Source organism: Streptomyces sp. NPDC000941 (genome assembly GCF_053599555.1).
Genome location: NZ_JBSFMM010000011.1, coordinates 27034 through 51262 on the forward strand (window position 1 = coordinate 27034; position 24229 = coordinate 51262).

Here is a 24229-nt window from a genome sequence, read left to right on the forward strand (position 1 = left end):
GAGGCCATCATCAGGGCAATGCCCGGGTCAGTCGAGGGCGCTGCCGAGGCCTGCCAGCAGCACGCGCTCACACGCTCCCGGCCCGTCGACCCGGTCCACGAAATCGGCGATGAGCGCGAGTGCGCAAGTCATCGTGCGGGACTCGCTGTCACGGACCGGACCGGCCTGGTCCCGCCAGGCCACCGGATCGCGCCTCTCGAAAGCAGCCTTCACGACTTGGCGCACCATCGGGAAGTCGGCCGGCTCCACGAGCCCGGCCCACTGGCTGACTTTGTCCAACAGAGTCTGAGTGAACCGCTCGGCGAACTGCTCGCTCTGCTCGCTTCCAGGGCGGCCGGCCCCGATCTGGCTGAGCGCACCATCGATCAGGAACACCGTCCCGCGCAGGAGTTCACCTCTGCCGTAGATGGCCGTAGCCGCAGCGATGCGCTCGCTCAGAACAGGCCACGCCTTCTGATCGTCCGCCGAGCGCAGGATGCTCGCCTGGTCCCACGCCGCCTGAACTGCGCCAACCTTGACTCGTGCATCGTGCATCGTCATGACGATCGAGCGTAGGCGGGCAGTCCGATCCAGCGGATGGCGATTGCGAAATCAGACCCGAAAGGGGGCGCGGCGTCAGTTGCTGCGAGCCGGGCGGCGGCCGGAGACATGCGCGGCGAGCCCGGCCGGGCTCGCCGCGCGCCAGCTGGCGGTCCGCGCGGCGGCCGCCGGCGCCTCACCGCCTCGTGACAGCGAATCCGAGTCCAGCCACCAGAACTGCAGCGGCCGTCCCGCCGACTACGAGAGGATCGGCGAGTGCCGGGTGTTGGTAGGTGACGTAGACCAGGCCCGCCACGGTGAGCAGGATCACCGCCAGGGCGAGCAGCAGGAGGTACAGCCGCGTCTGCTCGGACCGGTCTTCGCGAGGGGTGTTCGGGTTGATCGTCATGATCGTCCTTCGGGTTCGGGCATGCGGAAGCCGCATGCGTGGTGGTGCTCCTCGGAGGAGAGAGCGAGTTGATAGCCAGCTCTGGCTGCGGGCAGCACTGTGGGACAGGCACCAGTTAGCGGCGCAAGCCCGATCGGCAGACCAAACTGTTCCACCGGCGAACGCCCCATTCATGGCCTCTGACCTGGGACTTCTCCGGATAGCCCGGCTTGAACGGCGCGCCTGCCACTGGTACGGGCTCGCAACCTCCTATCTCTGTTATGGGGCAGGGATCTGGGTGACCCCGGCTCCTGCCTGGCGCGTGCTGCGGTTTGGAAGTGCCCGGCGGGTTGCCCTCGCGTCATGCGTCAGCTCGGAGACGTACGGCGGCGGTCGGGGACGTACGCGGTGAGCCCGGCCGAGCTCACCGTGCGCCAGCTGGTGGTTAGCGGCGCAACCCCGCTGGGTGCCGTCACTATTTATTGACCGCGGGAGAACCGCATTCAATAGAGCCCAGGTCCCTAACCTGACCAGCGTTGTCGCTTTTGTCGCTATCCGGACCCGTTTGTCGCCGCCCGAACCTGCGCGAGCAGATGGGCCCAGCCGCCGGGCTCTTCCGTGCCGGGTGCCGCGCCTGCGGCTGCCGGTACGACAAACCGTGGCGCCGAACCAGCAACACACCCGCTCCCCGGCAGCAGCATCCTGACGCGGCCGGGCGGCGGTCGATGCCGGTTTGACGCTCAGAGCCCGCCTCGGATGTAACCCGCGAGAGCGTTGGCGTCCTGCTGCGGCGCCCTGAGCCAGGAGAAGGCATTCCGGTCCATCCTCGCGAGCGGCCGAGCCCATCCGGGCGACCGCCGCGGCGACGCCTTGGGATCCCCCGCGCTGGGCGCCGGGCAGGGTCCACCTCCTTGACAGCCACCAGCTGCAGCGCTGGGCCGACTGGATGACCCCGGGCCTCCCGGCCAGCCCTTGGGGGCCTTCGCCGACCCACGGCCTGATGCCCCGGATTCGCCACTGCAGCGCAATCGGGGGATGTGGCCGCTGACGTCGGTGGTGGGGTTCGGCAGGGTGTCCGGGAGTGTCTGATCAGGGTGTTGACCTGGGCTGAGACAGTCCCAGACGGATCCGGACGGTCCCGGACGCCTTGATCCGTTGTGCGGGGGTCGGTGGCCCGCGACGCTTCTCGTACCGCTCCGCAGCCATTCGACGGCGCCCGGTGCGAGGGCTTCCTCCAGCAGTCCAGGACTGCGGAGTGAAGCCGGAACGCGAAGCTGTGGCGGGTTCGGCCGCCCGGTGCCCCGCCCGCTTTGTCTCAGGAGGAATCCCGTGAACGTCTCTTTGCGTAAGGCCGGTTCTCACCGGGGGAGGGCGGCTGGATGGTGGCTGGCTCGTGAGCCCCGCCGCTGGCCGGTGTCCTTGCGGATGGCTCTGGTGGCCGTCATCGCCGCGGTCGGCTTCGCTTTGGTCGCGCCGGCGGCGACGGCGTCGGCCGCGCCGCCCCCGCCGAATCCGGCCTCGGACTCCTCCGGTCGCAAGCCCGGCTTCTGGAACAAGCTGCAGGGGCAGTGGAACAAGTGGCAGTGGCAGATGTACGAGTCCTGGGTCGAGGCCGCGGTGGACCCTCACGACCCGTACTACGGGTGGAAGGTGCTCCGGCAGATCGCCGCCAAGCGTTACATCGAAAGGTTTGGAAGGGGCAGCGTCGGCTTCTCGTTCCCCGACGATCTGCCGGATCTTGTGGAGGACGCAGAGGAATTGCACCGGCGGTTGCAGGAGACCCCTGACGGGCTGCGGCGGCAGGTCACCAAGCGCGGGGACAAGGTCCATGAACTGAACCAGAAGGTCAACCAGGCCCAGACTCCCGCCGAACGGGAGGAGGCCGAGAAGAACCGGGAGGTGGCCCGCAGGCAGGCCAAGTACGTGGCCAAAAAGTACTGGACGGTCAAGCAGACCCGGCCGGACACGGAAAGCGTCAAGGCGAAGATCCAGGGCCTCGACACGAAGATCAGCGGCCTCAGGAACAAGATCAGCGGCCTGGAGGAAGAGACGAAGAAGTCCCGTCCGGACCGTCGGGAGAAGCTGCGGCAGCTGAAGACGGCCCGTGCGAACCTGGCCCAGGCCGAGGCCGACCGCCGCAGGCTCCAGGGACCGCCGGACGACGACGGCGACACCGGCGGGACGCGTACGACACCGCGCGACCCGAAGAAGCCCCCGAAGGGACCGACGGCCACCTCGACCACGCCGAAGGAAACCACGCAGGCCAAGGGGACCAAGGGCACAACCCCTGCCGGCCCCACGACCACGCCGAAGGGGACCAAGGGCACAACCCCCGCCGGCCCCACGACCACGCCGAAGACAACCAGCAGCACAACCGCCACCAGCCCCAGGGCACCGTGGAAGGGGTGGAGCGGTCCCACGATGCCGAAGACCGGGTACCGGGGCAGCACGAGCACCGGCATCGGCACTGAAATTGCCGGGGTCATCGGCGAGGGCATCGGCGATGAATACCAAATCTATCTGGGCCGCGAGAACCAGAAGGTGCTGGAGCAGGCACGCAAGGACCCGGCTCTGGCGAAGCGGATCACCGACGACTACAACGAGATCAAAGACGACGGCCCGATCGGGCAGATCGCCCGCGGCTTCGACACCTCCAAGGAATACGCGCAGGGCACCGTCCGCAAGGTCGCTCCTGAGCTGATCAAGTCTCAAGAGGCGCTCGACACCGCGAAAGCGGTCGCGGACAAGTCCAACGCGGACCCGCTCTACCAGCAGGCCCGCACCGAGTGCGGCGGGTACGACACCTGCGTCACCGAGCGCACCGACAAGCTGCGCAAGCACAACGCCAAGGCCATCGCGGCCTCGACGAAGAAGGCCAAGGAGTCCAACGCGGACCCGCTCTACCAGCAGGCCCGCACCGAGTGCGGCGGGTACGACACCTGCGTCACCGAGCGCACCGACAAGCTGCGCAAGCACAACGCCAAGGCCATCGCGGCCTCGACGAAGAAGGCGAAGAGGTCCAACGCGGACCCGCTCTACCAGCAGGCCCGCAAGGAGTGCGGCGGGTACGACACCTGCGTCACCGACCGGGTCTCCAAGCTCCGGGCCCAGAAGAAGGCAACCACCACCAGGAGCGACCAGCGCCGCACCACGGACGTCCACAAGACCACGACCGCCAAGACCCGTCAGACGGACCAGCACAAAACCCGCAACGCGAAGGCGATCGCGGAGTCGACGAAGAAGGCGAAGCAGTCCAACGCCGACCCGCTGTACCAGCAGGCCCGCAAGGAGTGCGGCGGGTACGACACCTGCGTCACCGACCGGGTCGCCAAGCTCCGCAAGCAGAACGCGAAGGCGACCACCGCCACGACCAAGACGCGTGCCGAGCAGCCCAAGCCGTCCCAGAAGACGAAGAAGACACAGAGCCCGGACTACCGGGGCAAGGGCGGCGTCAAGGCCACGGCTGCCTGAGCCTGCAACCCGTCGAGTGGTCGTGCTCCTGGCGCTCGCCGCCGTACGTCATCTCGAAGACGTACGGCGGCGGTCGGAGACGTACGCGGCGAGCCCGGCCGAGCTCGCCGCGCGCCAGCTGGCGGCCCGCGTGCGACGGCCGCCGGTGCTTCACCGCCTCGTGAGGGCGAATCCGAGTCCAGCCACCAGAACTGCGGCGGCCGTCCCGCCGACTACCAGGGGATCGGCGAGTGCCGGGTGTTGGTAGGTGACGTAGACCAGGCCCGCCACGGTGAGCAGGATCACCGCTAGGGCACGCAGCAGGAGGTACAGCCGTGTCTGTTCGGACCGGTCTTCGCGGCGCGGGGTGTTCGGGTTGGTGGTCATCAGGTTGTCCTTCGGGTTCGGGCGTGCGGAGGCCGCATGCGTGGTGGTGCCCTTTGGTGGAGAGAGCAAGTGGATTGCCAGCTCTGGCTGCGGGCAGCACTGTGGGACAGGCGCCGTTTAGCGACGCAACCCCGTTGGGTGCCGTCAATATCGGCCGCGGGAGAACCGCATTCAATAGAGTCCGGGTCCTTAATCGGATCGGCGTTGTCGCTGTTGTCACTGCCCTGACCTGCGACTTTTGGTACCGATAACGGGCCGGGTTCTCCCCTGTAGCAGTGGTAGGGGCAAGCGGCGCAAGCGCTGCGCTCGCCCACCCGACCTGGGCTCGGCGGGGCAGTCGTACGAGGGGAAGCCAGCGTTTCGGCACGGGTTGACCGCCACGTTGACCACGGGTTTAGGTGTTTTCCTTCCCCACCACCGCAAGCCAGAGCCGTCGTGTTCCCTGTATCAGGGACGGTCAGTACAGATGGATGCGGGTGAGGACGATGCACGGCGGACCGGCCGGCAGCGTGTTGGCTTCTCCACAGCTCACACGGTCGGCCATCCGCCCCTTGGCCGTGCGGCTCACTCAACAGGCAGCCCGGGCGCACCGTGCGATCGTCGTCACCACGAGTTCCCCGGATCTGAGAGACGGTCCCTGACCGTTCTCCGTGCTTGGCCCGGCGAGTGGGAGAGGCACCAGGCCACGGTGAGCACGACGGTTCGGCTGCCGGCCAAGACGATGTGCCGCTACCGTGGTCGCATGGCCCGGGAAATCCGTATTGAGATCAGCGACGAGGCGTACGAACAGCTGCAGCGCGCTGCCGCTGAGAAGCATGTACCCGCCGAGGCGTACGCCGGTCAGGTACTGGCCGCTGACCTCATCAAGGTCCGTTTCCTCGAGGGTGCCCGGGCTTTCATCAGCGAGCACGCCGAGGGCTTCGCGGAGCGGTTCGGCGGCCCTGCCAGCCATCGGGCCGACGCCGCCTGAGCCCGGCGTTCCGCGCATGATTCTTCAGATCGATCTGGCCTGGTTACTGGAAATCGCACACCAGGAGCTTCCTGGCGACCCCGAGGTCGTGGACTGGGGCGCGCTCGAAGCCGCCCGGGCCAGGCACAGCTTCCACGTGATGGACACCCCGGTCTACAGCCAGGCTCATCACCGGGCGGCCGCGCTGCTCCAGCAGTTGCTACGGATCCCCGCTCTCGAACATTCCAACGAGTTGTTCGGCGCCACGGTGGCCGCGGCCTACCTCAGCGCCTCGGGGATCCCGGTGAGCGTGACGACCAAGGAGGCTGCGGACCTCGTCGAGCAGGTCGCCAATGGGCGGCTCGACGTGCGGGAGATCGCGTCATCACTCAAGGAGTGGACTCGCTGATCTGCAGCGTTCGGCGTCGGCTTTCCCCTCTCGCCGGCACGCCGTGCACGACATCCCTACATCAGGCGCGGCCAGGAGGCGCGTAGGTGATGCCGACGTCTCCGGCGGAGGTCGCGGCGAGAGCTACGACCTTCCAGATCGCGGCGGGAACGCCAGCCTGAGGGCCGTCGCAGGCGTCGTTGAGAAGATCCACGGTCAATCCCACGGACTTGCCGTCCGGCCCCTTGGCCGAGAACTTGGCCTCCTGCGCTGCCCACGGGTTCGCGTCTGCAGAGGCGAACTGCACCAGGGCGTGGTACGCCGCGAAGTCCTTGCCGTTCCGGGTGAGGGTGAGAGTGCCTGGCCGAAGGTGGATGCCGACGTGGACCTGGGTGTCCTCCTGCACGATGACGGGTTCGCCGGTGGCGCTCAGGTCCACGATGCTCTCCAGGGGGGCGGAGGTGGGAGTTCAGCTGCTTAGCATGACAGCTGACTGCCTGTCGGGAGAGGGCGTCCGTTAACCGATCGGTTCATGAACAGCCTCAGCTGCGGGCTGCGGGGGTCCGCATCCAGGCGTCAGCTCTTCACCCGCGACGGCGGCTGACCTTCGCCCAGCTCGCGCCGGATCGGATTCAGGTACTCGGTGCGTACCGTGTCGGCCTTGCCGTGCCGATCCGTTGGAATCCATTCCGTACTTGCGCCCCCCTATTTCGCCCCCTAGGGTGTTTCATCGGACGCCACCACCACGGCCCGGCCGACCGAGAGGGAATCAACATGTGGTCCATCTGCCATTGGGACGCCCGGCATGGGCTGATCGAGGACGCTGCAGCGCATGACCGGGACCTGGCCCGGAAGTGCCGAGACGACTACGTCGAGCACGGCCTCATCCCGCACGAAGCATTCATCGTGCCCAGCAGCAGCAAGCCGCGGGTCATGACCGACAGTGACCTCGCCTCCTGGGTCTGCCCGACCGACGACCTGGCCGCGACCAGCGGCGTCGTCTACCTGGAGGACCGGGGCCCGTACCAGCAGATCACCGTGCGGCAGTTCACCTGCCAGAACGCCCACCGGTGGTGGGACGAGACCGACGGAAGCTGATCACTGCCCGCATCACCCCATCCACCACCCCACACCGAGGACGACGAGTGAGCGACCGCCTGTACGTGCGCCACAGCACGGACAAGCAAGCCGACGCCCGGCAGCAGCACGCACTGGCGCCGCTGCTCGCCGCCGGCGCTCCGGCCTACGAGGACCCGGCGACCTCCAGCCGGGTGCTGTCCCTGTACCGCGACGGCTTCAAGCGGCTCCTGGACGAGGCCGCCGTCGGCGACACCATCCGCATCGCCGACGCCGCGAGGCTGTTCCGATCGGTGGCGGACATCATCGCCCTGCGCCCGGTGCTCATCCGGCGGGGCCTGCACCTGCGGGTGGAGTCCGGACTGCTCTCCGGTATCGACCTCGCCTTGGACGACCCGGGCACCAAGATGACGGTCTCGGTGCTCGCGGCCGTGCTGGAGTTCCAGCGCAACATGATCTCGGAAAACACCCGCGAGGGCGTGGCCGCCGCCGAAGCCTCCGGAAAGACCCTCGGACGCCCCTCCGCGCTCGGCAAGGACCAAGCCGCCGAGGTCGTCCAGGCGTACCGCGAGGAGGGCACCGCCGTGAAGGCCCTCGCCCGGCAGTACGGCACGTCGCCGAAGACGATCCGGCGCGTCCTGGACGACGCGAAGGCCCGCGAGGTCCCCGACCACCTCGGGGTGCTCCTGGACGACGTCGCCGACGACCAGGCCGTGGAAGAAGTCCCCGCCGCCGACCCCACGGTGTCCGTCGACGTCCCCGGCCTGGTTGCCGAGCACCTGCAGAACACCGAGGACACGAAAATTCAGGAAGCGCTCCGCGGCAGCCGGACCATCCGTCGGGGCCAGGGCTACTCGGTTCGGGCCACGGCACCGCTGAGCGTGCACCTGGCGATGATCGAGCAGTCCACCGGCCTCATGGGCACGCCCGCCGGCCGCAAGGCCCACCGCATCCACCAGGACCGCGTGACGGCCGCCCGCACCACGGGCTGACCTGTCATGTCTTGTAGGCGACAACAGACCAGCAGCTTCTGGTCACGCCGTGCCCCGCTGTCTCGTGCCACAGTTCGGCGCTGTCGGCAGATCATGCGGCGTCACGTCCAGCACGCCTCACGATGTTGATGCGGCACTACTCGCAGGGCAGGCACAGCCCGATCTCCGGAAGCCGCCGGGTGACAGGATGGGGTCGATACGCCGAGGCGAGGAGCCGTGTGTGGGGACCAAGCACCTCTGCCGACTGCAGTTCGCGGCAAACGGCCCTGCCGTCGAAGGCGAGTGGAGGTCCCCGGCACTGCCCAGAACAAGTACACCGAATACGTCGGCCTCTACGGAACCAACCCGGACGTCGTGATCCAGCTCATCGAGGAGACCGACGGCCGCCGGCGCGTACGCAAGACCTGGACTGCACGGGGCGAGGTCGAGGGCCCAGCGTCCTGAGAGCACCCATGCCGCCCGTGCCCCGCCCACCGCTGCCGCGCCACCTCGCCCCTACCGAGCGGCCTACTCGCCAGGATGGACTGCCTGGACGCCGGTGTCTTCGTACGCCTCGGGCGTCAGGGTGAGCAGGAAGCGGCCGGTGGGGAAGTCGGCGGAGGGGCGAGCGGCGTGGATGGCGTGGACGGCCGCCCAGGAGTGCCCGGCGTACAGCAGCTCGCTGACGGTGAGCGCGGCCTGTGTGTCGAAGGGCTCGATCGTGATGAACCGCAGCCCGTTGATGTAGGCGAGGAGACCAGGCCGCTCGGTGTCGCCGGCGGTGAGGGAGAGCACGGGCGCGTACAGGGTGCCCAGCCCGCCGGAGGCCTGGACGTAGAACGCGGCGACGGCCTCGTTGTACGGGTCCTTGGGGTCGTGGAGGGCGGTGGCGGTCGTGTGGTCCAGGACGACCGCGATCGGCCCCACTACGCGGCCGCCGGGTCCTGGCGGCCGCCAAGGCGCTCCAGGAGACCGCGGGCCTTCGCCTCGGCCTGCTCACTGGGCACAACACCCAGAACGGAAGCAAGCTCGGCGCGGGCCTGCTTGGCGCGCTCCGCGTACTCGGCCTGGGTCGGCCGGCCCTCGGCGAGCTCTTCGACGAGCTGCCGGATCGTGGTGCCTTCCTCGGTCGCCAGCGCAGCCAGCCGGTCGCGGGTAGCCGCGCTCACCTTGATACTCGTCTCATCTGCCATACCCCGACTCTACTGCGAGTAGAGGACTGGTGGGCAGCCTCCGAACGACTGTTGTGACTGAGCGCGCTACTTGGCGGATGAGCGCTCTATCTGGCGGATTGAGCATGGACGTATTTGCAGCTCAGAGACCCTGCGGAGGTTGGAGGTCGCGAGCGCCGTCGGTGCAGCACTGGGCGCCAGAGGCCCTGAGGCGCCACGTTGTCGCAGGCCGGAGCATGTCGCCAACTACGACGCTCAAACTCGCCAAGTGGCGCGCTCAGTCACAACTGTGGCTGAGCGCTCGACTCGGCCTATGAGCGGTCGGATTGGCCCGGCTGAGCGCGAGAGCTGGCCCGTTCACTCATTCCCGCAGGTCAGCGGGTCCTCGGATTCAACACGCTCCTCGGGGCGGGCGAGGTCGTGATGGGATCTGCTCTCGCTGTCACAGAAGACCCTGGTCAGAAGCCTGCGGTGCTGAGCGCTTCAGTTGGCCGAACGGGCCAAGTCGAACGCTCAGTCACAACGACTTGAGACCGAGCGCTCACCTGACCCCTGAGCGGTTGAGCGCCGTAGGCTCGGCTGGGTCAGGGAGCAATGTCGGGGTCGATGCCCTGCGCACGAGCGAGGGCGACCAGAAGACGCTCCATCGAGCCGATGGCATCTCCCATCGTGCCAACGGCACGTTCGATCCCGTCCAGACGCTGAGTGATCGACCGGTCCCCCGGCGCTCCGACGGCGTCAGCGAGCGAGTCGATGTTCCCGAACGCCGTGCGCTGCTGCTCGCGGATCGTCGCCAGCTGCTCGTCATGCGTCGGCGTCTCATTCGCCATGCCCACCATCCTGGCAGACTCCCCGCCCCGGCCGACCGCTCTCTGCGCGCACTGGCAGGGCACCGTGAGGAGGCCCGTGAGCGGGTGGCCTGACGGTCGCTTCTCACAAGCGCGGTCCGGACGACCTACCGCCGTGGCAACTCTGCGCCCGGGCGGCGTCGATTGATGCAGCTGGCGCCGGGTCCGTCGGACCTGCCCGTCATATGGCGTCATGGGGGTCTTGCCGGGCCCTGGCATCTGGTTCACCATCTGTAACGGAACGTAGTTGACGGAATACAGGGTGGGGGCCATGTCGACCGGAACGGGCGGGAATTACTGGGAGGGCAAAGCCCTGCCGAGCGTGTTCAAGCATGAGTTGTTGCGGCGGTACATCCCGCCGTTCGGCGGGATGACAAGTACGCAGTCGCAGGACAGGCGAGTGGTCTACCTGGACGGGTACGCGGGCGAGGGCCGGTACGAGAACGGGGAGCCGGGCTCAGCGGAGATCGCTTTGCGGGTCGCCTCCTACTACCGGTCCCGTGGGCTGAACCTGTCGTGCTTCTTCGTGGAGGAGCAGGCCAAGTCCTTCGAGCGCCTGCAGGAAGTCCTCCGCAGCTACCAGGCCCGCGGCGTTGACGCGCGGGCGCACCGCGGGGAGGTCGACGGCGTCCTCGACGATGTGGTGCTGCGGGCGAGCGGTGTTCCGCTGTTTCTGTTCCTGGACCCGTGCGGGCTGTGTCTGCCGATGGACCGCCTGGTGGATGTCCTGGCGCGGCGTCGGCCGGGGCGTCGCCCGGCCACCGAGCTGCTGATGAACTTCAGCATGATGGCGGTTCGGCGTCTGGGCGGCCATGTCTCCTCGCCCAAGGGCAACGAGAAGAGCCTGGAGCGGTTCGACGCGGTGTGCGGGGGCCGGTGGTGGCGTGAGTACTTCAGCGGCGCCCGGTCCGAGGAGGACGCGGCCGAGGCTGTGGCGGCGGAGTACGCCCGGCGCCTGGCACGGCAGACGGACATGTCGGTGCAATCCGTGCCGGTCGCCGCTGATCCTGACGTGAAACCGGTCTACCACCTGGTCTTCGCCACCCGCAGCCCGTACGGCCTGTGGGTCTTCGGAGACGCGGCGGCGCGGGCCAGGGACGAGTGGTGGAAGACACTCGAGCTGCGCGAGGACGACGGCGCGCTGTTCTCCGCCGCCTCGCTCCAGCGGCCGGACCCGGCAACAGTGGAGAAGGAAGCGGTGCCGGCCATGGCCCGCAATCTGGAGAAACTGCTGCTCCGCACCAGGCGGCCGGTGAAGCTGGTCGACCACACCCTGGAGGTGTTCGGGACCTACTACGGGCAGGTCACCGAGCCGGCTGCCCGGAAGGCGGTGAAGCTGCTCCACAGTCAGGGCAAGACACCGAGCACCGGCGTGGGCGAGAAGCGGATCCGTGAGCTGATCGTGCGCCCCGCGGCCTGATGACGCCGTGAAGCGGCCGCCGCGGACCCACCGCGGCGGCCGCTTCGTGTCGCTGTCAGGCGGCGACGGGGCTGGGCATTTCGTCCCAGGTGCGGCCGGCGAGCTCGCGGCCGCCGGCCTTCGGTGTGCGGCCTCCCCATTGTTTGAAGAAAAAGGCCACGCCTGCTTCCTGGCAGGTGTCGCGGATGCCGGTCACCCAGGCCGGGTCCAGCGGGCGGTGGCGTGGGCCGGACTCGCCGCCGGCGATGACCCAGTGAATGCTCTCCAGGTCCAGCCCGGGCAGCGGGCCCAGCAGCGGCTCGCAGGACAGGAACCGCACGGCGGCCGGGACTTGGCGCAGATCATCCACGCGGGGCAGTTCGGCCTCCGACTCGACCGAGACCCCCATCCACACGTTCGGCGGCCAGTCCAGTTTCGGGGCGACCTGACGCAGGCGCCGAGCCCGCTTGGTCAGGATCTGGTACGTGTGCTGCGGGGTGTCTGCCATGACCTCGAAGACCTGCCGCACGTAGTCGAGCGGCACCCGCGCGTGAAAGAGGTCGCTCATAGAATTTACGAACACGGTGCGAGGGCTCTTCCACCCATACGGCACATCCAGCGCATCCGGGTGCAGCGTGACACCGAACCCGGGACCAGAGGTCCGTGGATCGCCGTCGTTCTGGTACTTCGCCGCTCCCATCGCCTTGAGCCTCTTGGCCAAGGCGAGGGCGTAACAGTTGGTGCAGCCCTCGGACACGCGGTCGCATCCCGTGGTGGGGTTCCACGTCGCTTCGGTCCACTCGATGGCGCTTCGATCGCTCACCAGCTACCTCCCCCTCGCCTGACTACTCCGCCGCTCACGCACGGCATGCTCAACGACCACACACCGGCGCCGACACCCGGCCATCCAATCACCTCAACACCTCCGATATCACCGGCCTGTACACATCTCCCGCACGCACAGTCACGCGATACGGGCCTTCCGAACAGCTGGAGCCGCCCCGGAGCCGGCTCGCTCAGCACGGGCCCGCCGCAGCGCGCGGGCGCGACCGCTGCCGGCGGCCGCGTCCCTCGCCGCGGCCGTCTGCAGTTCCTCGATCGCGGCCTGCCCATCGCCGAACGCTTCCTCCGGCTCGCGCATCCCACGGCTCGCGTTCTGCCGCTCGATGGCCGCGGCAATCCTCGGGTCGAGGACCCGTTCCGGCCTGCTGGCCTGGTGGGCGGCCAGCGCTTGCCGGTAGCCGTCAGGTGCCATCTCCCTCGTTTTCACCGGCCCGGCGGGCGCAGCCGGCTGCCGGGTCGGCGCGGCGGCTTCCGAGGCGGGGTCGGCCGTACCGGGTGCGGGCGGCAGGATGTGCAGGGTGCGGACTCCTGCGCCTTTGACCTGCTCGTTGGCCGCCGTGATCAGCTTCGGTGAGCTCCAGCGCAGCTTGGCGCCATACGCGGGGGCGTCGGGGACGACGTCCAGGCGGCCGGTGTCCGCGTCGAACTTCACCGCCTTGATATGTCCGGCGAGTTCGGGCGCCGCCGCGGCAAGGATGTCGGCCCATTTGGCGAGGACGCTGCCGCCGGCGGCCGGTGCGACCATGCCGCGCTCGGTCATCATCAGGGAGATCGCGGTGGCGAGCCCAAGCGGCTCGCGGCCGTCCCGCCGCACCGCCCGCGTCCGGGACCGCTTCGGCTTCTCCTGGCGGCGGCCGCCGTTCTTCTGCGCCGCTTCCCGGGCCGCGATCAGGGCCTGGCGTGCGAGGTCGACCCCGCTCAACTCGGCGGTCATGCGATCACCACCCCGGCCGGGTCGCCCTCAAGGGAACGGGCGGCGAGCTCGGGCAGCCGGTCCGCCCACAGCGCGGGGCCGACTGTCTCGGTGTGGTCCGTGGCCTGCTCGCGCAGCTGCTCCAGCCGCGCCTTGAGCAGGTACTGGGCGGTGCGCTCCCGGGCGGTGTCGGCGGCCTTCGTCGCGGCGGCGACGGCGTCCGCGCCGTTCGGGTTGGCCCGGAACCAGCGGCGGTTCTGCTCGGTCGCGTACGCCCGGCGGGCCTCGGCTTCCGCTTCCTCGGTGCGGCCCAGCATCGCCAGCGCGCACCGCCGGTACTCCGGCGCCGCCTGCTCCACAGCCTGGAGCGCGGCGAAGGGCAGCGCGGACGCCGCCGCGACCGGGTTCGTTTCCAGTTCGTCGGGGTCCAGCAGCTGCAGGAACTGCGTGCGGGCGGCCTCGATGTCGGCCTCCAGCGATGCGCGGACGTGGGCGGTGACGGCGGCGACGGCGCCTGGGTCATCCAGGGCCGCGGACCAGGCGGCCGCGACCATGCCAGCCTCCACGATCAGGGCCTCGGCGCGGCGCCGGTAACCGCACGCCTCGCACAGCCCGGCCGCCCGCTCCTGCCCACAGTCCTCGCACGGCAGCGCCTGGCGGACCGCGTCGGCGGCCGCTGCGGCCGCGCGCTCGAGCTCCGCCCGCTCCTGGGCTTCCGCACGGGCCGCGTCACGGCGGACCTGCCTCGCGAGGGCCTGCTCACGGCGCCACACGAAGCCCTCCGCCTCCGCCGCGGCGTGTTCGCGGAGCCGGTCCTCGAGGACCTGGCGGTGCTCGTCCTCAGTGAGGCCGGGCAGCTGCACGTCGATCTCCGCCGCATACCGGGCCCGCCGGGCGCGCCGGATGTGAATCACGTTGCCGCACATCTCGCAGTCGCCGCCGGTGTCCAGCCGGATCCCGTCGTCACACCGCACATCCGAGCAGGCCGGCCGCTGCACCAGGCCCCGCCGGGTGATCCAACCGAACGGGCTGCCGACCAGGGCCTCACCACCGGTCTCCTCCAGCCGGTCGGTGAGCCGGCCGGCCAGCAACCGCGCCGCGGCCTCCGGCCGCATCAGCAAGTTCTTCAGCCGACCCAGCTCCACCGACACCGACCGCTCAACCTGGTTCTGCTGCCAGCCGTTCAGCCGCTCCCACAGCCCCGCCACCGGCGCCAGGACAACCCGCAGATCAAGATCCTTCGGAAGGCCCACCCTCCGCTGCTGCTGCGCTTTTCCACCCGCCACCGACCGCGGCCGGACACCGGCCCCAGCCTCGGCAGGATGCTGCTCATCCCGCTCATCGGCCGGGGAATCTCCTGGCTTTTCCCCGCGTAGCGGGCCGACCCCCGCCACCGGCAACTCGCTCGCGGCAACCGCGCCTTCGCCGTCGGCGGCCTGGCCTTCGCGCACGCACGCGCGCTTCGGCCGATCACCGTTCCTCCCACGGCCTTCGCCGGAAAAACCACCAGAGAGCTGCGGGGAAGAGACCGGAGTCGCTGCAGAAGAGTGATCAGAGTGAAGGGTGGGCGCAGTGTCGGGCTCTGGATCTTCTACCTCCTCGAGCTCCGGTACGTCTTTGACCTGCGGCGTTTCCTGCTCCGTGGTGGCGTCACTGCCCCCTGTTGCAGCATCGGGGTCTGAAAGGGGAACAGGCTTCGGCGCGCCCGCGCGCTGCTCCTGGGCGACGGGCTCGGTGCCGTCCTTGCGGTGGGCGACCGCGACCGCTGGCACCACCAGGTGGCCACGATGGTTCAACCCGGAGCCGGTCTTCCTGCGTGGCCGCTGCACCAGCCCGGCAGCCTCCAGCCGCTCCAGGATCCGCTCAGCACCGTCAACTCCACAGCCCAGCAGCCGAGACAGGGTCGCCGCCGCGCGGCCACGGTGGGTGTCGACCGTGCCACCGCACAACCTGACCCGCCCGGCCGAGTTCGTCTCCAGGACCAGGAGCAGCAGCGCGAGCCGATCAGTCGCGGCCCCCGGACCCGTACGCCAGGCCAGCAGCCCCGCCGGGGTCACCGAGCCGTCCCGATGCGTCCACCCCGGCCCGAACAACGCCTCCAGCAACCGCAGGAAAGTCGCGAACTCCGTCTTCGCCAGCGCCAGAGGATGCCCGGCCTTCCCGTACGCGGCCCACAGCGGCAAGACCTTGCACCGCAGCCCCGTGTCCTCCCTCCAGTCCCCCGTCGCCGTCTCCACCTCCACGACACCAGAGGCCCGCAGAATCCGCAGGAGCCTGCGCACACGCGACGTGGACAGGCCCAGCCACCGGGCCAGTTCACCGGCCCGGATCTCCACCAGACCCGACTCCGCCGGCGTGCGTGACGCCAGCACCAGCACCGCCAAGCGCACCGAATCCGGCACACCCTCCAGGCCCTGCGCGTCCAGCAGCTCCCGCACCGCACACCGCAACCGCGCCCGGGCATCCCGCCCCAACACCAGCGGATGCCCCGGGGCATGCCGAGGCGCCGGCCCCGCCTGGTCCGGCACGGCCCGCAGCCGACGCGGCCGCGGACCCATACCCCGCCCACCCACAGCGGCCCGCGCCGCCGCGGCACTCACCAACCCGCCCGAGCCGGCCGATGCACCAGCGGCCGCTGCGCCGTACATACGGCGACGGGCAACAGGGCGCGGCGCGGCGCGGCGTACGACAGCACGGCGCGGCCGTGGGTGGAGGAGTGTCGCCCGGCATTCGGGCGACACTCGGACACGCATGCGAGTGTGACGTTCGTCTCGATTGACCAGCGCTTCAGCCGGTCACGCCGGTAAAACCGGCGTACGCGAGCCCGCCAAAGATGGCGAGCCGTCGTGCAGTCATGCACAATGCTCCTGTCGCGGGCTTCCCGCCTGACGGCACAAAGAAGCCCCTTCATGGGTGCTTCGGTTCGTGGAGAACCTGAAAAATTGAACTGTTCGATACGGCGCCAACCGGTCGAACAATTCCTCCGCAGGCCATGCCCGGCCGTTGGAGAGCAGAGGGCGCTGGACCTGGGTGACGCCAATCACCAAGGAACCGAGCAGCCCGGGGCGGCAAGAAGACCCGGAAGGGCGCCGCCCCCAAAGAGCTAGATCATCCCAACCCCCTCCACACCAGAGGCGTGCGCTGAGGCGGTCATGGGCAACACAAACACCCCGTCGAAGGGCCAGCTGCTCACGGGCTGCTGGCACCACGGCGGGGTGCGGTGCGTCTGGGCGAGGGTACGGGTACCCTGATTCATGTCGATCACCTAACTTCAGCTAAAGGGTGTTCGGCAGGCCACCGGATCCCTCTCACAAGATCCGTTGGCCACTGTGGCCCCTCCCGGCTTGTCCAGGCCGGTCGACGGGGCCACTCTTCTTTTTTGATCAAACTCGGGGCCACCCTACTCCCCCGACGGGGCGTTAGAGGCGTCAGGGGCGGCCGTGTCGTCACCAGCCCGTCGGGCACTTGGGCTTCGACTGATGCTGTAGCCGATTTCGAAGCGCTCCGCACTCATTCGGGTGTCGTTGACTTCGACAACCCGCCCGCTCGGGGACGTGGTTATACGTACGACTCGCAGTAGCGGGACGCCGACATCACTGGGCAAGCCAAGGGCTTCTGCTTCCTCGGGTGAAGGCATGCGGGCGGTTACTGATTCTGCCCAAGCCAGAGGCCGGTGACCCATCTCCTCGAGTCGGTCATAGATGCCGCCTGGGCCGGTGTCGCGCTCTTCGAGGGGGGTCCCGCGGGCAATGTCAGCAGGCAGATAGCTGGTTGCCAACTGCATTGCCTGCCTGGTCTCTTGCTCTCCCATGACGCGGTCGCGGATCAGTACTTCAGCGCCGATGGGTACTCCAACAACGGCGGCGAGATCAGCAGGGACTGTTCCCCAACCGACGGTAGGGGGCTGGATGGCGTCCCAACCCTGCGCGGCTGGGTCGAAGAAGTAGCCTTTCTCGTCGCGGTAGACCTGCCGCGACCTCGTAATTCTCCGTCTTTCTGGGCGCTCGCGCACGATTGTTCCTCTTCGCCGGATTGCAACCGCCAGCCCTTCCTGCTCTAGCAGGGCGATCGCGCTGCGGGTGGTCTGGTAGCTGGTGCCGTACCGCTCTTGAAGTTCTCTGAGCATCGGCAGCTTGTCGCCTGGCCTGTACCGGCCATCCAGGATGGCTTGCCGCAGGTCAGCGGCGATGTCGCGGTACGAGGCTGGCATCCGGTCACCTTTCCCTGCCCTGCAGTTGATGTAGCCAGTCTAGAGCTAGCCCTATCTGAGGGCTCGACGGTGACTCTCCTCACCTGATCGAACATCCTCAGTTATAGCTATCCCTATTGACAGAGGCAAGGCGATGCGCACAATAGAGCTAGCTATAACGTGCTGTGTCGCCGAGAACACGCGACGCTGCGCCAACAACCGCATAGCTCGTTCGGGCCCGAGGTGACGGACCACGTCCTTCCCCGAACGGGAGCACCACCGCAGCAGTCGTCCGCCCCTCGTTGGGTGGCCGGGGTCGATAGCTCCAACAAATCCCCCGGGTTTCTCGACTGATCTGCGTGCACGTCGCAGCGCAGATGCGCTGTCCGTCCATCAGGACGCCGGGTCTCCCCATGCGGCCTGACGGGCGGAGAGAGCACCGCGATGCCCCCCGCCACGCCGAAGTGAGGAGTTCTGTATGCCCGTTCAGACCCTGGAGCGCACCGCCCGTATGCGGAGGAGCCGGACCCGCACCCCGAACGTCAGCGCCCGCCCGGCGCTCGCCATCTCCACGCTCCGCCCCCACCAGTACGACCTCCGGCCCGCCTGCGCGCAGCTGCTCTGCCCCGACTGCAAGACCTGGGTGCCCATCACCGGCATCCAGGCCAGGATCCAGAAATTGGTTCCGCACCACGCCGGCACCGCGGGCGAGGACGAAGCGATCCGCTGCACGCTGGGCAGTAACCGCCGCGTCATCGTCGACGTGCCGTACGAGGTTTGGTGGCGGCGACTGGAGGATGGAGGCGTGGAGGCCGCCGGCTGCCGCTCCGCCCGTCAGCACTACAAGCCGCTCCCGGCCCCGGCCAAGCCCGTCGCCAAGATGACTCCAGCGCCCATGAACGCTGACGACGCACTCACCGCCTACCGCGAACACCTCAATAAGTGCCGGACCAGCAGCGCGACCGGCCGCTGCGGCGGCACCCGCCGCTGTGCCGACGGGGCCCGGCTCGCCGCGCTGTACGAGCAGCTGAAGCGCACCCAGAAGCACCGCGACCGCGAGCGCAGGGAAGAGGCTCGGGTCGACGCGCTGCTCACCCGCCACCGGTCGGTCAAGGCCAAGACGAACACTGCAGCCGAGTGGGCGAAGCACCGCCAGGCTACGGGCGCCCCTATGCAGGCACTGGCCAAGCGCAGCGGCACCGCGGTCGAAGAGGCCAACAACACCTGCCGGATCCGCAGGGCGGACACGGTCTCGGACTTCTGCGGCCCCGGTGTCCCGTTGAAGCCGCTCCGGGTCAGCGCCTGACTCCACAGCGAACGAACGACCACGGCCCCGGCCATCCCGTACGCGGGGAGGCCGGGGCCGTGGCTGCTCGTACGAGAGCCACAACAGAACGACGGCCCCGGGATTGCCCCGGGGCTTTAGGTTGCCCGCTTCCTAGGAGATCAACATGCCCACGATCGCGCCCCGTACCGACCGCCGCTACTCGTCGGCGGAGCAGCTGCTCATCGACCACCAGGCCGCGCTGCTCGGCTACATCACCAACCACCTGCCCGCCACCGATTGGCGCGTGGCTGAGGATCTGGCCCGGGAGACCTGGATCGGCGCGCTCGACTCGCGGCGTCTGGATGCCACCGACGGCACGAGCGCCTTGCCGGACTGGCTGATGCGGGAGGCGCGCATCGTGCTGCGTCGCCATCTCTCGCCCGTGCCCGACGGGAACGAGGTTCGCGTCGACAGGGGCCCCACGGTGCCGTCGCGAGCCGCGGCCGTGAAGAGGTTGCCTCGCATCGTGGCGGCGGGGCCGGTCCCGACGCCGGCCGCGGTGTTCGGACGTCGCCCCGCCGCGGTCGCGGCGGCCGCCTGACAACGACCCGTACCAGCCGCCACGGCCCCCGATACCACCGATACGGCTGGTGTCGCGGGTCGTGGCTGCTCGTCCGAGCAGTCACATGCGACAGCCCCGGAGCTCTGACCCTCCGGGGCTGTCTGTACAGGCCCTGAACTGGAGGAACCTGTGATCACCAGCATGACAGCTCCCCCGCCTCCTCGTGCACACGACGGGGATAGCGACCCGGACATGGACGAGGCGCTGCGCCGGGTCCGTGCCAGTAAGGCGGTGGCCTGATGAAGATCACGTCGCGGTTATCGGCATGGATCGCCAGCGTTTCCGTCTTGGCGGCGGAGATCACGACCGGCACGTGCGGTCGTAGTACCTGCGGCCAGACCGTCACGACCCTGGACGGGAACTACACGTGCACCAGCTGCGGCTACAACGGAACCCTCTGACCGGCAAATTCGAGCGCTGCCCCGCCGCGGTGCCGGACACCACCAGCGCTCTCCGGCGCTGACGCTGCTCACGAGCGGTTACAGGCTCACGGCGGTCCACCTCTGACGGGGCTGGGTCGCCGTGAGCCTGTCTGTTCCGCAGGACATCGAACGTGCCGGCCGAAGGGGCTGGAATCTCGGCTCCACAACACACAAGCGGCGTCCAGGGCTAGGCCCCCTGGACGCCGCGCACAGGCACATCACTGAAGAGAGGCGACCTGTGAACCACACCATCGCACGCCTGGCCGTCGTAGCCCATGACCACGACCGAGCCGACCGCCCCCAGGGCCAGCAGCCGCCGCCCCCGCCCCCCACGGCGAAGGAGCACCCCGAGCTGCCCATCCGGCTTCCCGGAGCCTCGCTGTGATCTGCTGCGACGGAGTCGTCAACCAGGGCGGCCGGTGACTGACATCCCGCCCGGCATACGTGCCGCCCGCGCCGCGCAGTACCGCGCGGCGCGGGCGGTTGCGACCTGGGGACTGACTCACCCGCTCACCCACGTTTTGCTCGTGGCCGCCTCATTGGCGGCCGCGCCCGCGTGGGAGGCAGGCCACCGCGTAGCCGACGTTCATCCTGCCCTCGAGCGGCCATCTTTCGATATCGACTCCGGGCCCGCCACCACGCGGGCCCGGTCAGGGAGGAAATCTCAATGACCGAGACGACCGAGACGACCGAGACGGTCGAGTGCACCACTGACGTCGTGGCCCTCGACCCGGACCACTACGCCCCGGTTGACCACCCCGGCGTGACCGTGCCCGAGGATCGGCGCTGCTGGTCGGTGAGCTGGCCGGGGTACGCGCCGGTGGATATCACACCGCTCGAGCTGCGGCCACTGGCACTGACCCAGCACGTGCCCGACTGGGTGGTCGACGGGGACGCTACGCCGGACCTCGTACGCGACTGGGAGCAGCGCCAGGCCGACGCGCTCGTGCCGTTCGAGTTTGATGGGCGGGGCTGGCCGCTGCACCCGCACGGTCGCACCGGGCGCACCGGGCGCAACCTCGGCAAGTGGGCTGAGAACCAGGCTGCCGACCCCATCGTGGTCGCCGGCGGGTGGGTGCTGCTGATCACTCGCGACGACGTTGAGGAGGAGGCCATCCCGGGCGGCATGGTCAACCAGGGTGAGACGGTCCCGGCTGCCCTGGTGCGCGAGGGGGGCGAGGAAACCGGCGTTGACCTCGCCGATCAGCAGCCCGTCATCCTCGGCCGTCAGGTCGTAGACGACTGGCGTAACACGGATCATGCCTGGGTTGCGTCCACCATCGCGCTCTACCAGCTACCCGAGCGGGTCACCGCCACCGCCGGAGACGACGCTGCGGACGCGGGGTGGTGGCCGTTCGGCTCGCTCGACGAGCTCGAAACAGCACTCGCCGCAGCCGGGCGCACCCTCTACGCCGCGCACCGCCCGCTGCTTCAGCGCGCCCTCGAATACCTCAACCAGCAGTCATGACCTGGCACGCAGCTCCTGCGCTGCCTGTCGCCGCCGTCGCATGACGGCGACGGCAGGGGGTCGGCAGGATGCCCCCCAACGATGAAGGCCCCGGGATTGCGCCCCGGGGCCTTCGTCGGTCGCTCACCATCCAGGAGAGAGGACCACGACCGTGCCCACCATCATGACAGCTCCACCGCCTCCTCGCGCACACCCGGCCGACAGCGACCCGAACACGGAGCAGGCGCTGCACCGGGTCCGGGGTGACCGCCAGGAGCGACCGCAACTCCCCGTCGTCCGCGGCTTGTTCCCGCGTCACCGCGTCCGCGGGTTTACCGCCCAGATGACGGCCTCGGCCACAACCGCCCGCGCCATTCGGCAGATGACCGCCGAGGTGCCGGTGGCGTACGGGGCCGACCAAGAGACCGCCGAGAACGCCATGCTGGTGGTCTCCGAGCTGATCAGCAACGCGGACCGGGCCTGCGGCCCCGACGCGCTGCTGTTCGTGGAGGTGTACGCCACCGACACCGGCATCGCGGTCACCGTGCACGACCCCCGCGGCGACCTGCTGCCGACTCGCAGCACGGCGGCGATGGACAGCAGCGAAGCGGAGTCCGGACGCGGCCTGCGGCTCCTGGACGAGCTCGCGCCCGGCTGGACCACCGCCTGCTCGCCGATCGGCAAGCAGATCCGGTGCCACGTCCGCCCGCTCGGCGCTGCGTAGCGAATTCCCTCGAGGAGCGGGCGTGCGGAAGGTCAGCCTGCCACACGGGCCGAGATCACCCTGCCCGCTCCTCATCTCCTTCACCACACGACACGACGGAGGAGTCATGGACTGGCGTCACAACGCCGTTTGCCGCGAGGAAGACCCCGAGCTGTTCTTTCCGATCGGGAACACCGGCCCGGCCCTGCCGCAGATCACGGAGGCCAAAGCGGTCTGCCGCCGCTGCCCCGTGATGGAGCAGTGCCTGCAGTGGGCGCTGGAGTCCGGCCAGGAGTTCGGAGTCTGGGGCGGCCTTAGCGAGGACGAGCGCCGCGCCATGAGGCGCCGCATCGCCCGCCAGCGTGCCCGGAACGCCTCGGCGTGACCCGCTCTGGCGGTTGCCTGATCCGCCCGCACCGACCGCTGATGCCTGGCGGCTGGGTCGGGCGGTGAAGGGAGCCGGACAGCTGGGGACCGAGGCGATTCGAGGGAGGCCCCAAGAGCCTCCGCCATCACGGCGCGCAACCCTCAGCGAGCTGAACGCCCTGCTCTCGTCGTACGGGAGCCGCGGGCGACTTCCTGCCCGCCCTACCGCACTCCACCAGGTCGACCGCCCGCACCCCGGGCGGCCGGCCTTTCCATACGGCCCTGCCCGGGAAAGCCCCGGGGCCGCCTTTCCTGCGATGGAGGAGAACCACATGCCGCGCACCATTCCGCTGAAGCACCCTCTGGACGCCGGCCTGCCCTGCCAGGCCCCCGCCGAGCCGGAACCCCAGACATCGCCCGCCGCGGTCGCCGACCTGAGCCACTACCACCACCCACACTTCGTGCGGTCCGAGCCCGGCCGGTACGACGGCTGGGTCAACTACTTCTTCACCGCTTTTACCGGCCGTGAGCCCGAGCCGAAGATGCCGGAGTCCGTCTACGACGACAAGGCGGTGACCTACGAGCAGCGCCGCGAGCTCAGCAGCCAGTACGACGCGGCGCGGATCATGTGGTCCAAAGCCCGCCTCCGGTTGCAGGCCGGACCGCTGCTCCGCGAGGCCGCGCCGCTGTGGGACGCATGGACGACGGCGCAGGCCGAACTGCGCGCGACCTTCAAAGCGTTCTGGGAGACCTCGGACGGGCAGTGGCGCGCGCAGCTGCTGCGCCTGACCGATGCGGAGCGCGACGCGAAGGTCGCTGCTACCGCGTGGGATGAGCTCGCCGAGAAGCTCGCCAAGCTCGCGAGCGAACAGGTCTACGTCGCCGGGGAGTACGACGAGCTGGGGCTGACCACCGTTGCCAAGGACATCGGCCTGGACGCCTCCCGGTGGTGGATCGACCATATCTCCGCCTACCGGCCTGACTCGTACTTCCAGCGGGAGACCCCGCTGGTTCAGGACGTCACCCGCGAGATCGAGAAGCAGCGGGAGCAGCTGCGCGAGATCGCCACCCTGGCTGGCGATTCCGACCCGGCCCACCGTGCTCTCGCCTGACCGGCCTGTCGGTACTCCTGAAGCGCCACATCCTCACCGGCGACGCCATCGCCACCACCACCGGAATCCCCAACAGCACCCACACCGCCTGATCACAGGAAGGACCCCATCACCGTGACCTCCACCCAGACCTCGACACCCCAGGCCAGCGCTCCCGCCCCCGCTGCTGCGGTGTTCTCCGACGTGACGCTGAGCAAGGCGGCCGAACTCGCCGCCGACTCCTACCAGCCGCTGTGGATCGGCACGTCCGGCGAGGAGTCCTCCGGCGAGGCCGTGGCCCGCCACCTGGAGGCCACCATCGCCCTGCTCGACAAGGACGGCTGGATCCGCGCCTACGACTACAGCAAGGACTGGTCGGCCGGCGCGGACCTCGCCGATGACGACTCCATGACGGTCAAGGCGATGCTCCGGGCGCTGATCCGCTTCGTCCGCGACGAGAGCGGCACCGACCCGCAGCGGACCCTGGCCACCGCCCTGCGTCACGTCGGCGAGGACGGCGCCCACGGCGACACGGACACCGCCTATGTGGCGGGCTACGTCCTGGACCGGGTGATCCAGGCCCACACCGGGGCCGATTCCGCTCGCGCCACGCCCTGGTCGGAGCGGCAGCACCGCACCCACGCGGACATCACCGCCCTGCTGACCGCCGGCGCCCAGTTCGCCCGCACCTACGGGCCCAGCCAGGAAACGGCGGCCGCCTGAACCCCCGGTACTGACCGCACCAGCACAACGGCCCTCCGAGCCCCCGGCATATCAGCTGCCGGGGCCCCGGAGGGCCTGGTCACGACCCTACCGAC

At 69.4% G+C, this 24229-nt stretch carries 26 protein-coding genes; 15 read left to right on the forward strand and 11 right to left on the reverse strand.

Annotated features, from left to right (window positions below; all coding sequences use genetic code 11):
• Positions 1–27 precede the first annotated feature (27 nt).
• Entirely contained in the window at positions 28–540 is a 513-nt protein-coding gene (locus ACWDSL_RS06460; RefSeq protein WP_450482305.1) for a hypothetical protein, read from the reverse strand.
• A gap of 175 nt (positions 541–715) precedes the next feature.
• The gene (locus ACWDSL_RS06465) at positions 716–928 is read right to left on the reverse strand and encodes a hypothetical protein (protein WP_450482307.1); all 213 of its coding nucleotides are present in this window, start codon (positions 926–928) and stop codon (positions 716–718) included.
• A 1404-nt stretch (positions 929–2332) separates the two neighbouring features.
• Between ACWDSL_RS06465 and ACWDSL_RS06470 the strand changes: the two genes are divergently transcribed.
• Positions 2333–4378: a hypothetical protein gene (locus tag ACWDSL_RS06470; protein ID WP_450482309.1), complete on the forward strand. Its 2046-nt coding sequence runs from the start codon at positions 2333–2335 to the stop codon at positions 4376–4378.
• Between the two features lie 150 nt (positions 4379–4528).
• On the opposite strand, the gene ACWDSL_RS06475 is transcribed toward ACWDSL_RS06470, so the two are convergent.
• Positions 4529–4744 carry a hypothetical protein gene (locus tag ACWDSL_RS06475; protein WP_450482311.1) on the reverse strand — a complete coding sequence of 72 codons (216 nt, stop codon included), beginning with the start codon at positions 4742–4744 and terminating at the stop codon, positions 4529–4531.
• Between the two features lie 742 nt (positions 4745–5486).
• On the opposite strand from ACWDSL_RS06475, the gene ACWDSL_RS06480 reads away from it, so the two are divergent.
• Positions 5487–5714, forward strand: a complete 228-nt coding sequence (locus ACWDSL_RS06480; RefSeq protein ID WP_450482313.1) for a hypothetical protein — start codon at positions 5487–5489, stop codon at positions 5712–5714.
• Between the two features lie 16 nt (positions 5715–5730).
• Entirely contained in the window at positions 5731–6102 is a 372-nt protein-coding gene (locus ACWDSL_RS06485; RefSeq protein WP_450482315.1) for a fic family toxin-antitoxin system, toxin component, read from the forward strand.
• Positions 6103–6163: 61 nt separating this feature from the next.
• Here the strand turns inward: ACWDSL_RS06485 and ACWDSL_RS06490 are convergent, their stop codons facing one another.
• A complete protein-coding gene (locus tag ACWDSL_RS06490; protein WP_450482317.1) occupies positions 6164–6520 on the reverse strand; it encodes a hypothetical protein in 357 nt (118 codons plus the stop codon).
• Positions 6521–6855: 335 nt separating this feature from the next.
• Here ACWDSL_RS06490 and ACWDSL_RS06495 point away from each other — a divergent pair, with 335 nt between their 5' ends.
• From ACWDSL_RS06495 to ACWDSL_RS06505, 3 genes are all read left to right on the forward strand, one after another.
• Entirely contained in the window at positions 6856–7179 is a 324-nt protein-coding gene (locus tag ACWDSL_RS06495) for a hypothetical protein (RefSeq protein ID WP_450482318.1), read from the forward strand.
• A gap of 47 nt (positions 7180–7226) precedes the next feature.
• Complete coding sequence (locus tag ACWDSL_RS06500; RefSeq protein WP_450482320.1) at positions 7227–8150, forward strand: recombinase family protein; 924 nt, start codon at positions 7227–7229, stop codon at positions 8148–8150.
• Positions 8151–8432: 282 nt separating this feature from the next.
• The gene (locus ACWDSL_RS06505; RefSeq protein WP_450482322.1) at positions 8433–8594 is read left to right on the forward strand and encodes a hypothetical protein; all 162 of its coding nucleotides are present in this window, start codon (positions 8433–8435) and stop codon (positions 8592–8594) included.
• 63 nt (positions 8595–8657) lie between these two features.
• Here ACWDSL_RS06505 and ACWDSL_RS06510 read toward each other — a convergent pair whose 3' ends face one another.
• The 3 genes from ACWDSL_RS06510 to ACWDSL_RS06520 all read right to left on the reverse strand — a co-directional run bounded on the left by ACWDSL_RS06510 (position 8658) and on the right by ACWDSL_RS06520 (position 10131).
• On the reverse strand, positions 8658–9056 hold the full coding sequence (locus ACWDSL_RS06510) for a hypothetical protein (RefSeq protein ID WP_450482324.1): 399 nt from the start codon (positions 9054–9056) through the stop codon (positions 8658–8660).
• The gene (locus ACWDSL_RS06515) at positions 9056–9322 is read right to left on the reverse strand and encodes a hypothetical protein (protein WP_450482326.1); all 267 of its coding nucleotides are present in this window, start codon (positions 9320–9322) and stop codon (positions 9056–9058) included. The genes ACWDSL_RS06510 and ACWDSL_RS06515 overlap by 1 nt, the downstream gene beginning before the upstream one ends.
• Before the next feature lie 563 nt (positions 9323–9885).
• Positions 9886–10131, reverse strand: coding sequence for a hypothetical protein (locus ACWDSL_RS06520; RefSeq protein ID WP_450482328.1), 246 nt, complete (start codon positions 10129–10131; stop codon positions 9886–9888).
• A 289-nt stretch (positions 10132–10420) separates the two neighbouring features.
• Between ACWDSL_RS06520 and tcmP the strand changes: the two genes are divergently transcribed.
• Positions 10421–11569, forward strand: a complete 1149-nt coding sequence (tcmP, locus tag ACWDSL_RS06525; RefSeq protein WP_450482329.1) for a three-Cys-motif partner protein TcmP — start codon at positions 10421–10423, stop codon at positions 11567–11569.
• A 55-nt stretch (positions 11570–11624) separates the two neighbouring features.
• Here tcmP and ACWDSL_RS06530 read toward each other — a convergent pair whose 3' ends face one another.
• From ACWDSL_RS06530 to ACWDSL_RS06545, 4 genes are all read right to left on the reverse strand, one after another.
• The gene (locus ACWDSL_RS06530; protein ID WP_450482330.1) at positions 11625–12371 is read right to left on the reverse strand and encodes a DUF5131 family protein; all 747 of its coding nucleotides are present in this window, start codon (positions 12369–12371) and stop codon (positions 11625–11627) included.
• A gap of 141 nt (positions 12372–12512) precedes the next feature.
• Positions 12513–13325 carry a DciA family protein gene (locus tag ACWDSL_RS06535; RefSeq protein ID WP_450482332.1) on the reverse strand — a complete coding sequence of 271 codons (813 nt, stop codon included), beginning with the start codon at positions 13323–13325 and terminating at the stop codon, positions 12513–12515.
• A complete protein-coding gene (locus ACWDSL_RS06540) occupies positions 13322–15832 on the reverse strand; it encodes a hypothetical protein (RefSeq protein ID WP_450482334.1) in 2511 nt (836 codons plus the stop codon). The genes ACWDSL_RS06535 and ACWDSL_RS06540 overlap by 4 nt, the downstream gene beginning before the upstream one ends.
• An 872-nt stretch (positions 15833–16704) precedes the next feature.
• Positions 16705–17514: a GntR family transcriptional regulator gene (locus tag ACWDSL_RS06545; RefSeq protein ID WP_450482336.1), complete on the reverse strand. Its 810-nt coding sequence runs from the start codon at positions 17512–17514 to the stop codon at positions 16705–16707.
• Between the two features lie 457 nt (positions 17515–17971).
• Between ACWDSL_RS06545 and ACWDSL_RS06550 the strand changes: the two genes are divergently transcribed.
• From ACWDSL_RS06550 to ACWDSL_RS06585, 8 genes are all read left to right on the forward strand, one after another.
• Positions 17972–18799, forward strand: coding sequence for a hypothetical protein (locus tag ACWDSL_RS06550; protein ID WP_450482338.1), 828 nt, complete (start codon positions 17972–17974; stop codon positions 18797–18799).
• A gap of 145 nt (positions 18800–18944) precedes the next feature.
• Entirely contained in the window at positions 18945–19361 is a 417-nt protein-coding gene (locus tag ACWDSL_RS06555; protein WP_450482340.1) for a hypothetical protein, read from the forward strand.
• A 681-nt stretch (positions 19362–20042) separates the two neighbouring features.
• A complete protein-coding gene (locus ACWDSL_RS06560; RefSeq protein ID WP_450482342.1) occupies positions 20043–20189 on the forward strand; it encodes a hypothetical protein in 147 nt (48 codons plus the stop codon).
• Between the two features lie 282 nt (positions 20190–20471).
• Positions 20472–21272, forward strand: coding sequence for an NUDIX domain-containing protein (locus tag ACWDSL_RS06565; RefSeq protein ID WP_450482344.1), 801 nt, complete (start codon positions 20472–20474; stop codon positions 21270–21272).
• 322 nt (positions 21273–21594) lie between these two features.
• Positions 21595–21975 carry an ATP-binding protein gene (locus tag ACWDSL_RS06570; RefSeq protein WP_450482450.1) on the forward strand — a complete coding sequence of 127 codons (381 nt, stop codon included), beginning with the start codon at positions 21595–21597 and terminating at the stop codon, positions 21973–21975.
• 106 nt (positions 21976–22081) lie between these two features.
• Positions 22082–22339 (forward strand): WhiB family transcriptional regulator, encoded by a 258-nt coding sequence (locus tag ACWDSL_RS06575; RefSeq protein WP_450482346.1) that lies wholly within the window; start codon positions 22082–22084, stop codon positions 22337–22339.
• 313 nt (positions 22340–22652) lie between these two features.
• Positions 22653–23432 carry a hypothetical protein gene (locus ACWDSL_RS06580; RefSeq protein WP_450482347.1) on the forward strand — a complete coding sequence of 260 codons (780 nt, stop codon included), beginning with the start codon at positions 22653–22655 and terminating at the stop codon, positions 23430–23432.
• Between the two features lie 114 nt (positions 23433–23546).
• Positions 23547–24134: a DUF6197 family protein gene (locus ACWDSL_RS06585; protein ID WP_450482349.1), complete on the forward strand. Its 588-nt coding sequence runs from the start codon at positions 23547–23549 to the stop codon at positions 24132–24134.
• Positions 24135–24229 lie beyond the last annotated feature (95 nt).

Bases quoted from the DNA above. Each gene is read 5' to 3' on its own strand.
- ACWDSL_RS06470 (WP_450482309.1), top strand. From the start codon at position 2,333: ATGGCTCTGGTGGCCGTCATCGCCGCGGTCGGCTTCGCTTTGGTCGCG.
- ACWDSL_RS06515 (WP_450482326.1), bottom strand. From the start codon at position 9,322: ATGGCAGATGAGACGAGTATCAAGGTGAGCGCGGCTACCCGCGACCGG.
- ACWDSL_RS06565 (WP_450482344.1), top strand. From the start codon at position 20,472: ATGACCGAGACGACCGAGACGACCGAGACGGTCGAGTGCACCACTGAC.
- ACWDSL_RS06550 (WP_450482338.1), top strand. From the start codon at position 17,972: ATGCCCGTTCAGACCCTGGAGCGCACCGCCCGTATGCGGAGGAGCCGG.
- ACWDSL_RS06570 (WP_450482450.1), top strand. From the start codon at position 21,595: ATGACGGCCTCGGCCACAACCGCCCGCGCCATTCGGCAGATGACCGCC.
- ACWDSL_RS06480 (WP_450482313.1), top strand. From the start codon at position 5,487: ATGGCCCGGGAAATCCGTATTGAGATCAGCGACGAGGCGTACGAACAG.
- ACWDSL_RS06580 (WP_450482347.1), top strand. From the start codon at position 22,653: ATGCCGCGCACCATTCCGCTGAAGCACCCTCTGGACGCCGGCCTGCCC.
- ACWDSL_RS06575 (WP_450482346.1), top strand. From the start codon at position 22,082: ATGGACTGGCGTCACAACGCCGTTTGCCGCGAGGAAGACCCCGAGCTG.
- tcmP (WP_450482329.1), top strand. From the start codon at position 10,421: ATGTCGACCGGAACGGGCGGGAATTACTGGGAGGGCAAAGCCCTGCCG.
- ACWDSL_RS06520 (WP_450482328.1), bottom strand. From the start codon at position 10,131: ATGGCGAATGAGACGCCGACGCATGACGAGCAGCTGGCGACGATCCGC.
- ACWDSL_RS06485 (WP_450482315.1), top strand. From the start codon at position 5,731: ATGATTCTTCAGATCGATCTGGCCTGGTTACTGGAAATCGCACACCAG.
- ACWDSL_RS06535 (WP_450482332.1), bottom strand. From the start codon at position 13,325: ATGACCGCCGAGTTGAGCGGGGTCGACCTCGCACGCCAGGCCCTGATC.
- ACWDSL_RS06495 (WP_450482318.1), top strand. From the start codon at position 6,856: ATGTGGTCCATCTGCCATTGGGACGCCCGGCATGGGCTGATCGAGGAC.
- ACWDSL_RS06555 (WP_450482340.1), top strand. From the start codon at position 18,945: ATGCCCACGATCGCGCCCCGTACCGACCGCCGCTACTCGTCGGCGGAG.
- ACWDSL_RS06460 (WP_450482305.1), bottom strand. From the start codon at position 540: ATGACGATGCACGATGCACGAGTCAAGGTTGGCGCAGTTCAGGCGGCG.
- ACWDSL_RS06475 (WP_450482311.1), bottom strand. From the start codon at position 4,744: ATGACCACCAACCCGAACACCCCGCGCCGCGAAGACCGGTCCGAACAG.
- ACWDSL_RS06465 (WP_450482307.1), bottom strand. From the start codon at position 928: ATGACGATCAACCCGAACACCCCTCGCGAAGACCGGTCCGAGCAGACG.
- ACWDSL_RS06545 (WP_450482336.1), bottom strand. From the start codon at position 17,514: ATGCCAGCCTCGTACCGCGACATCGCCGCTGACCTGCGGCAAGCCATC.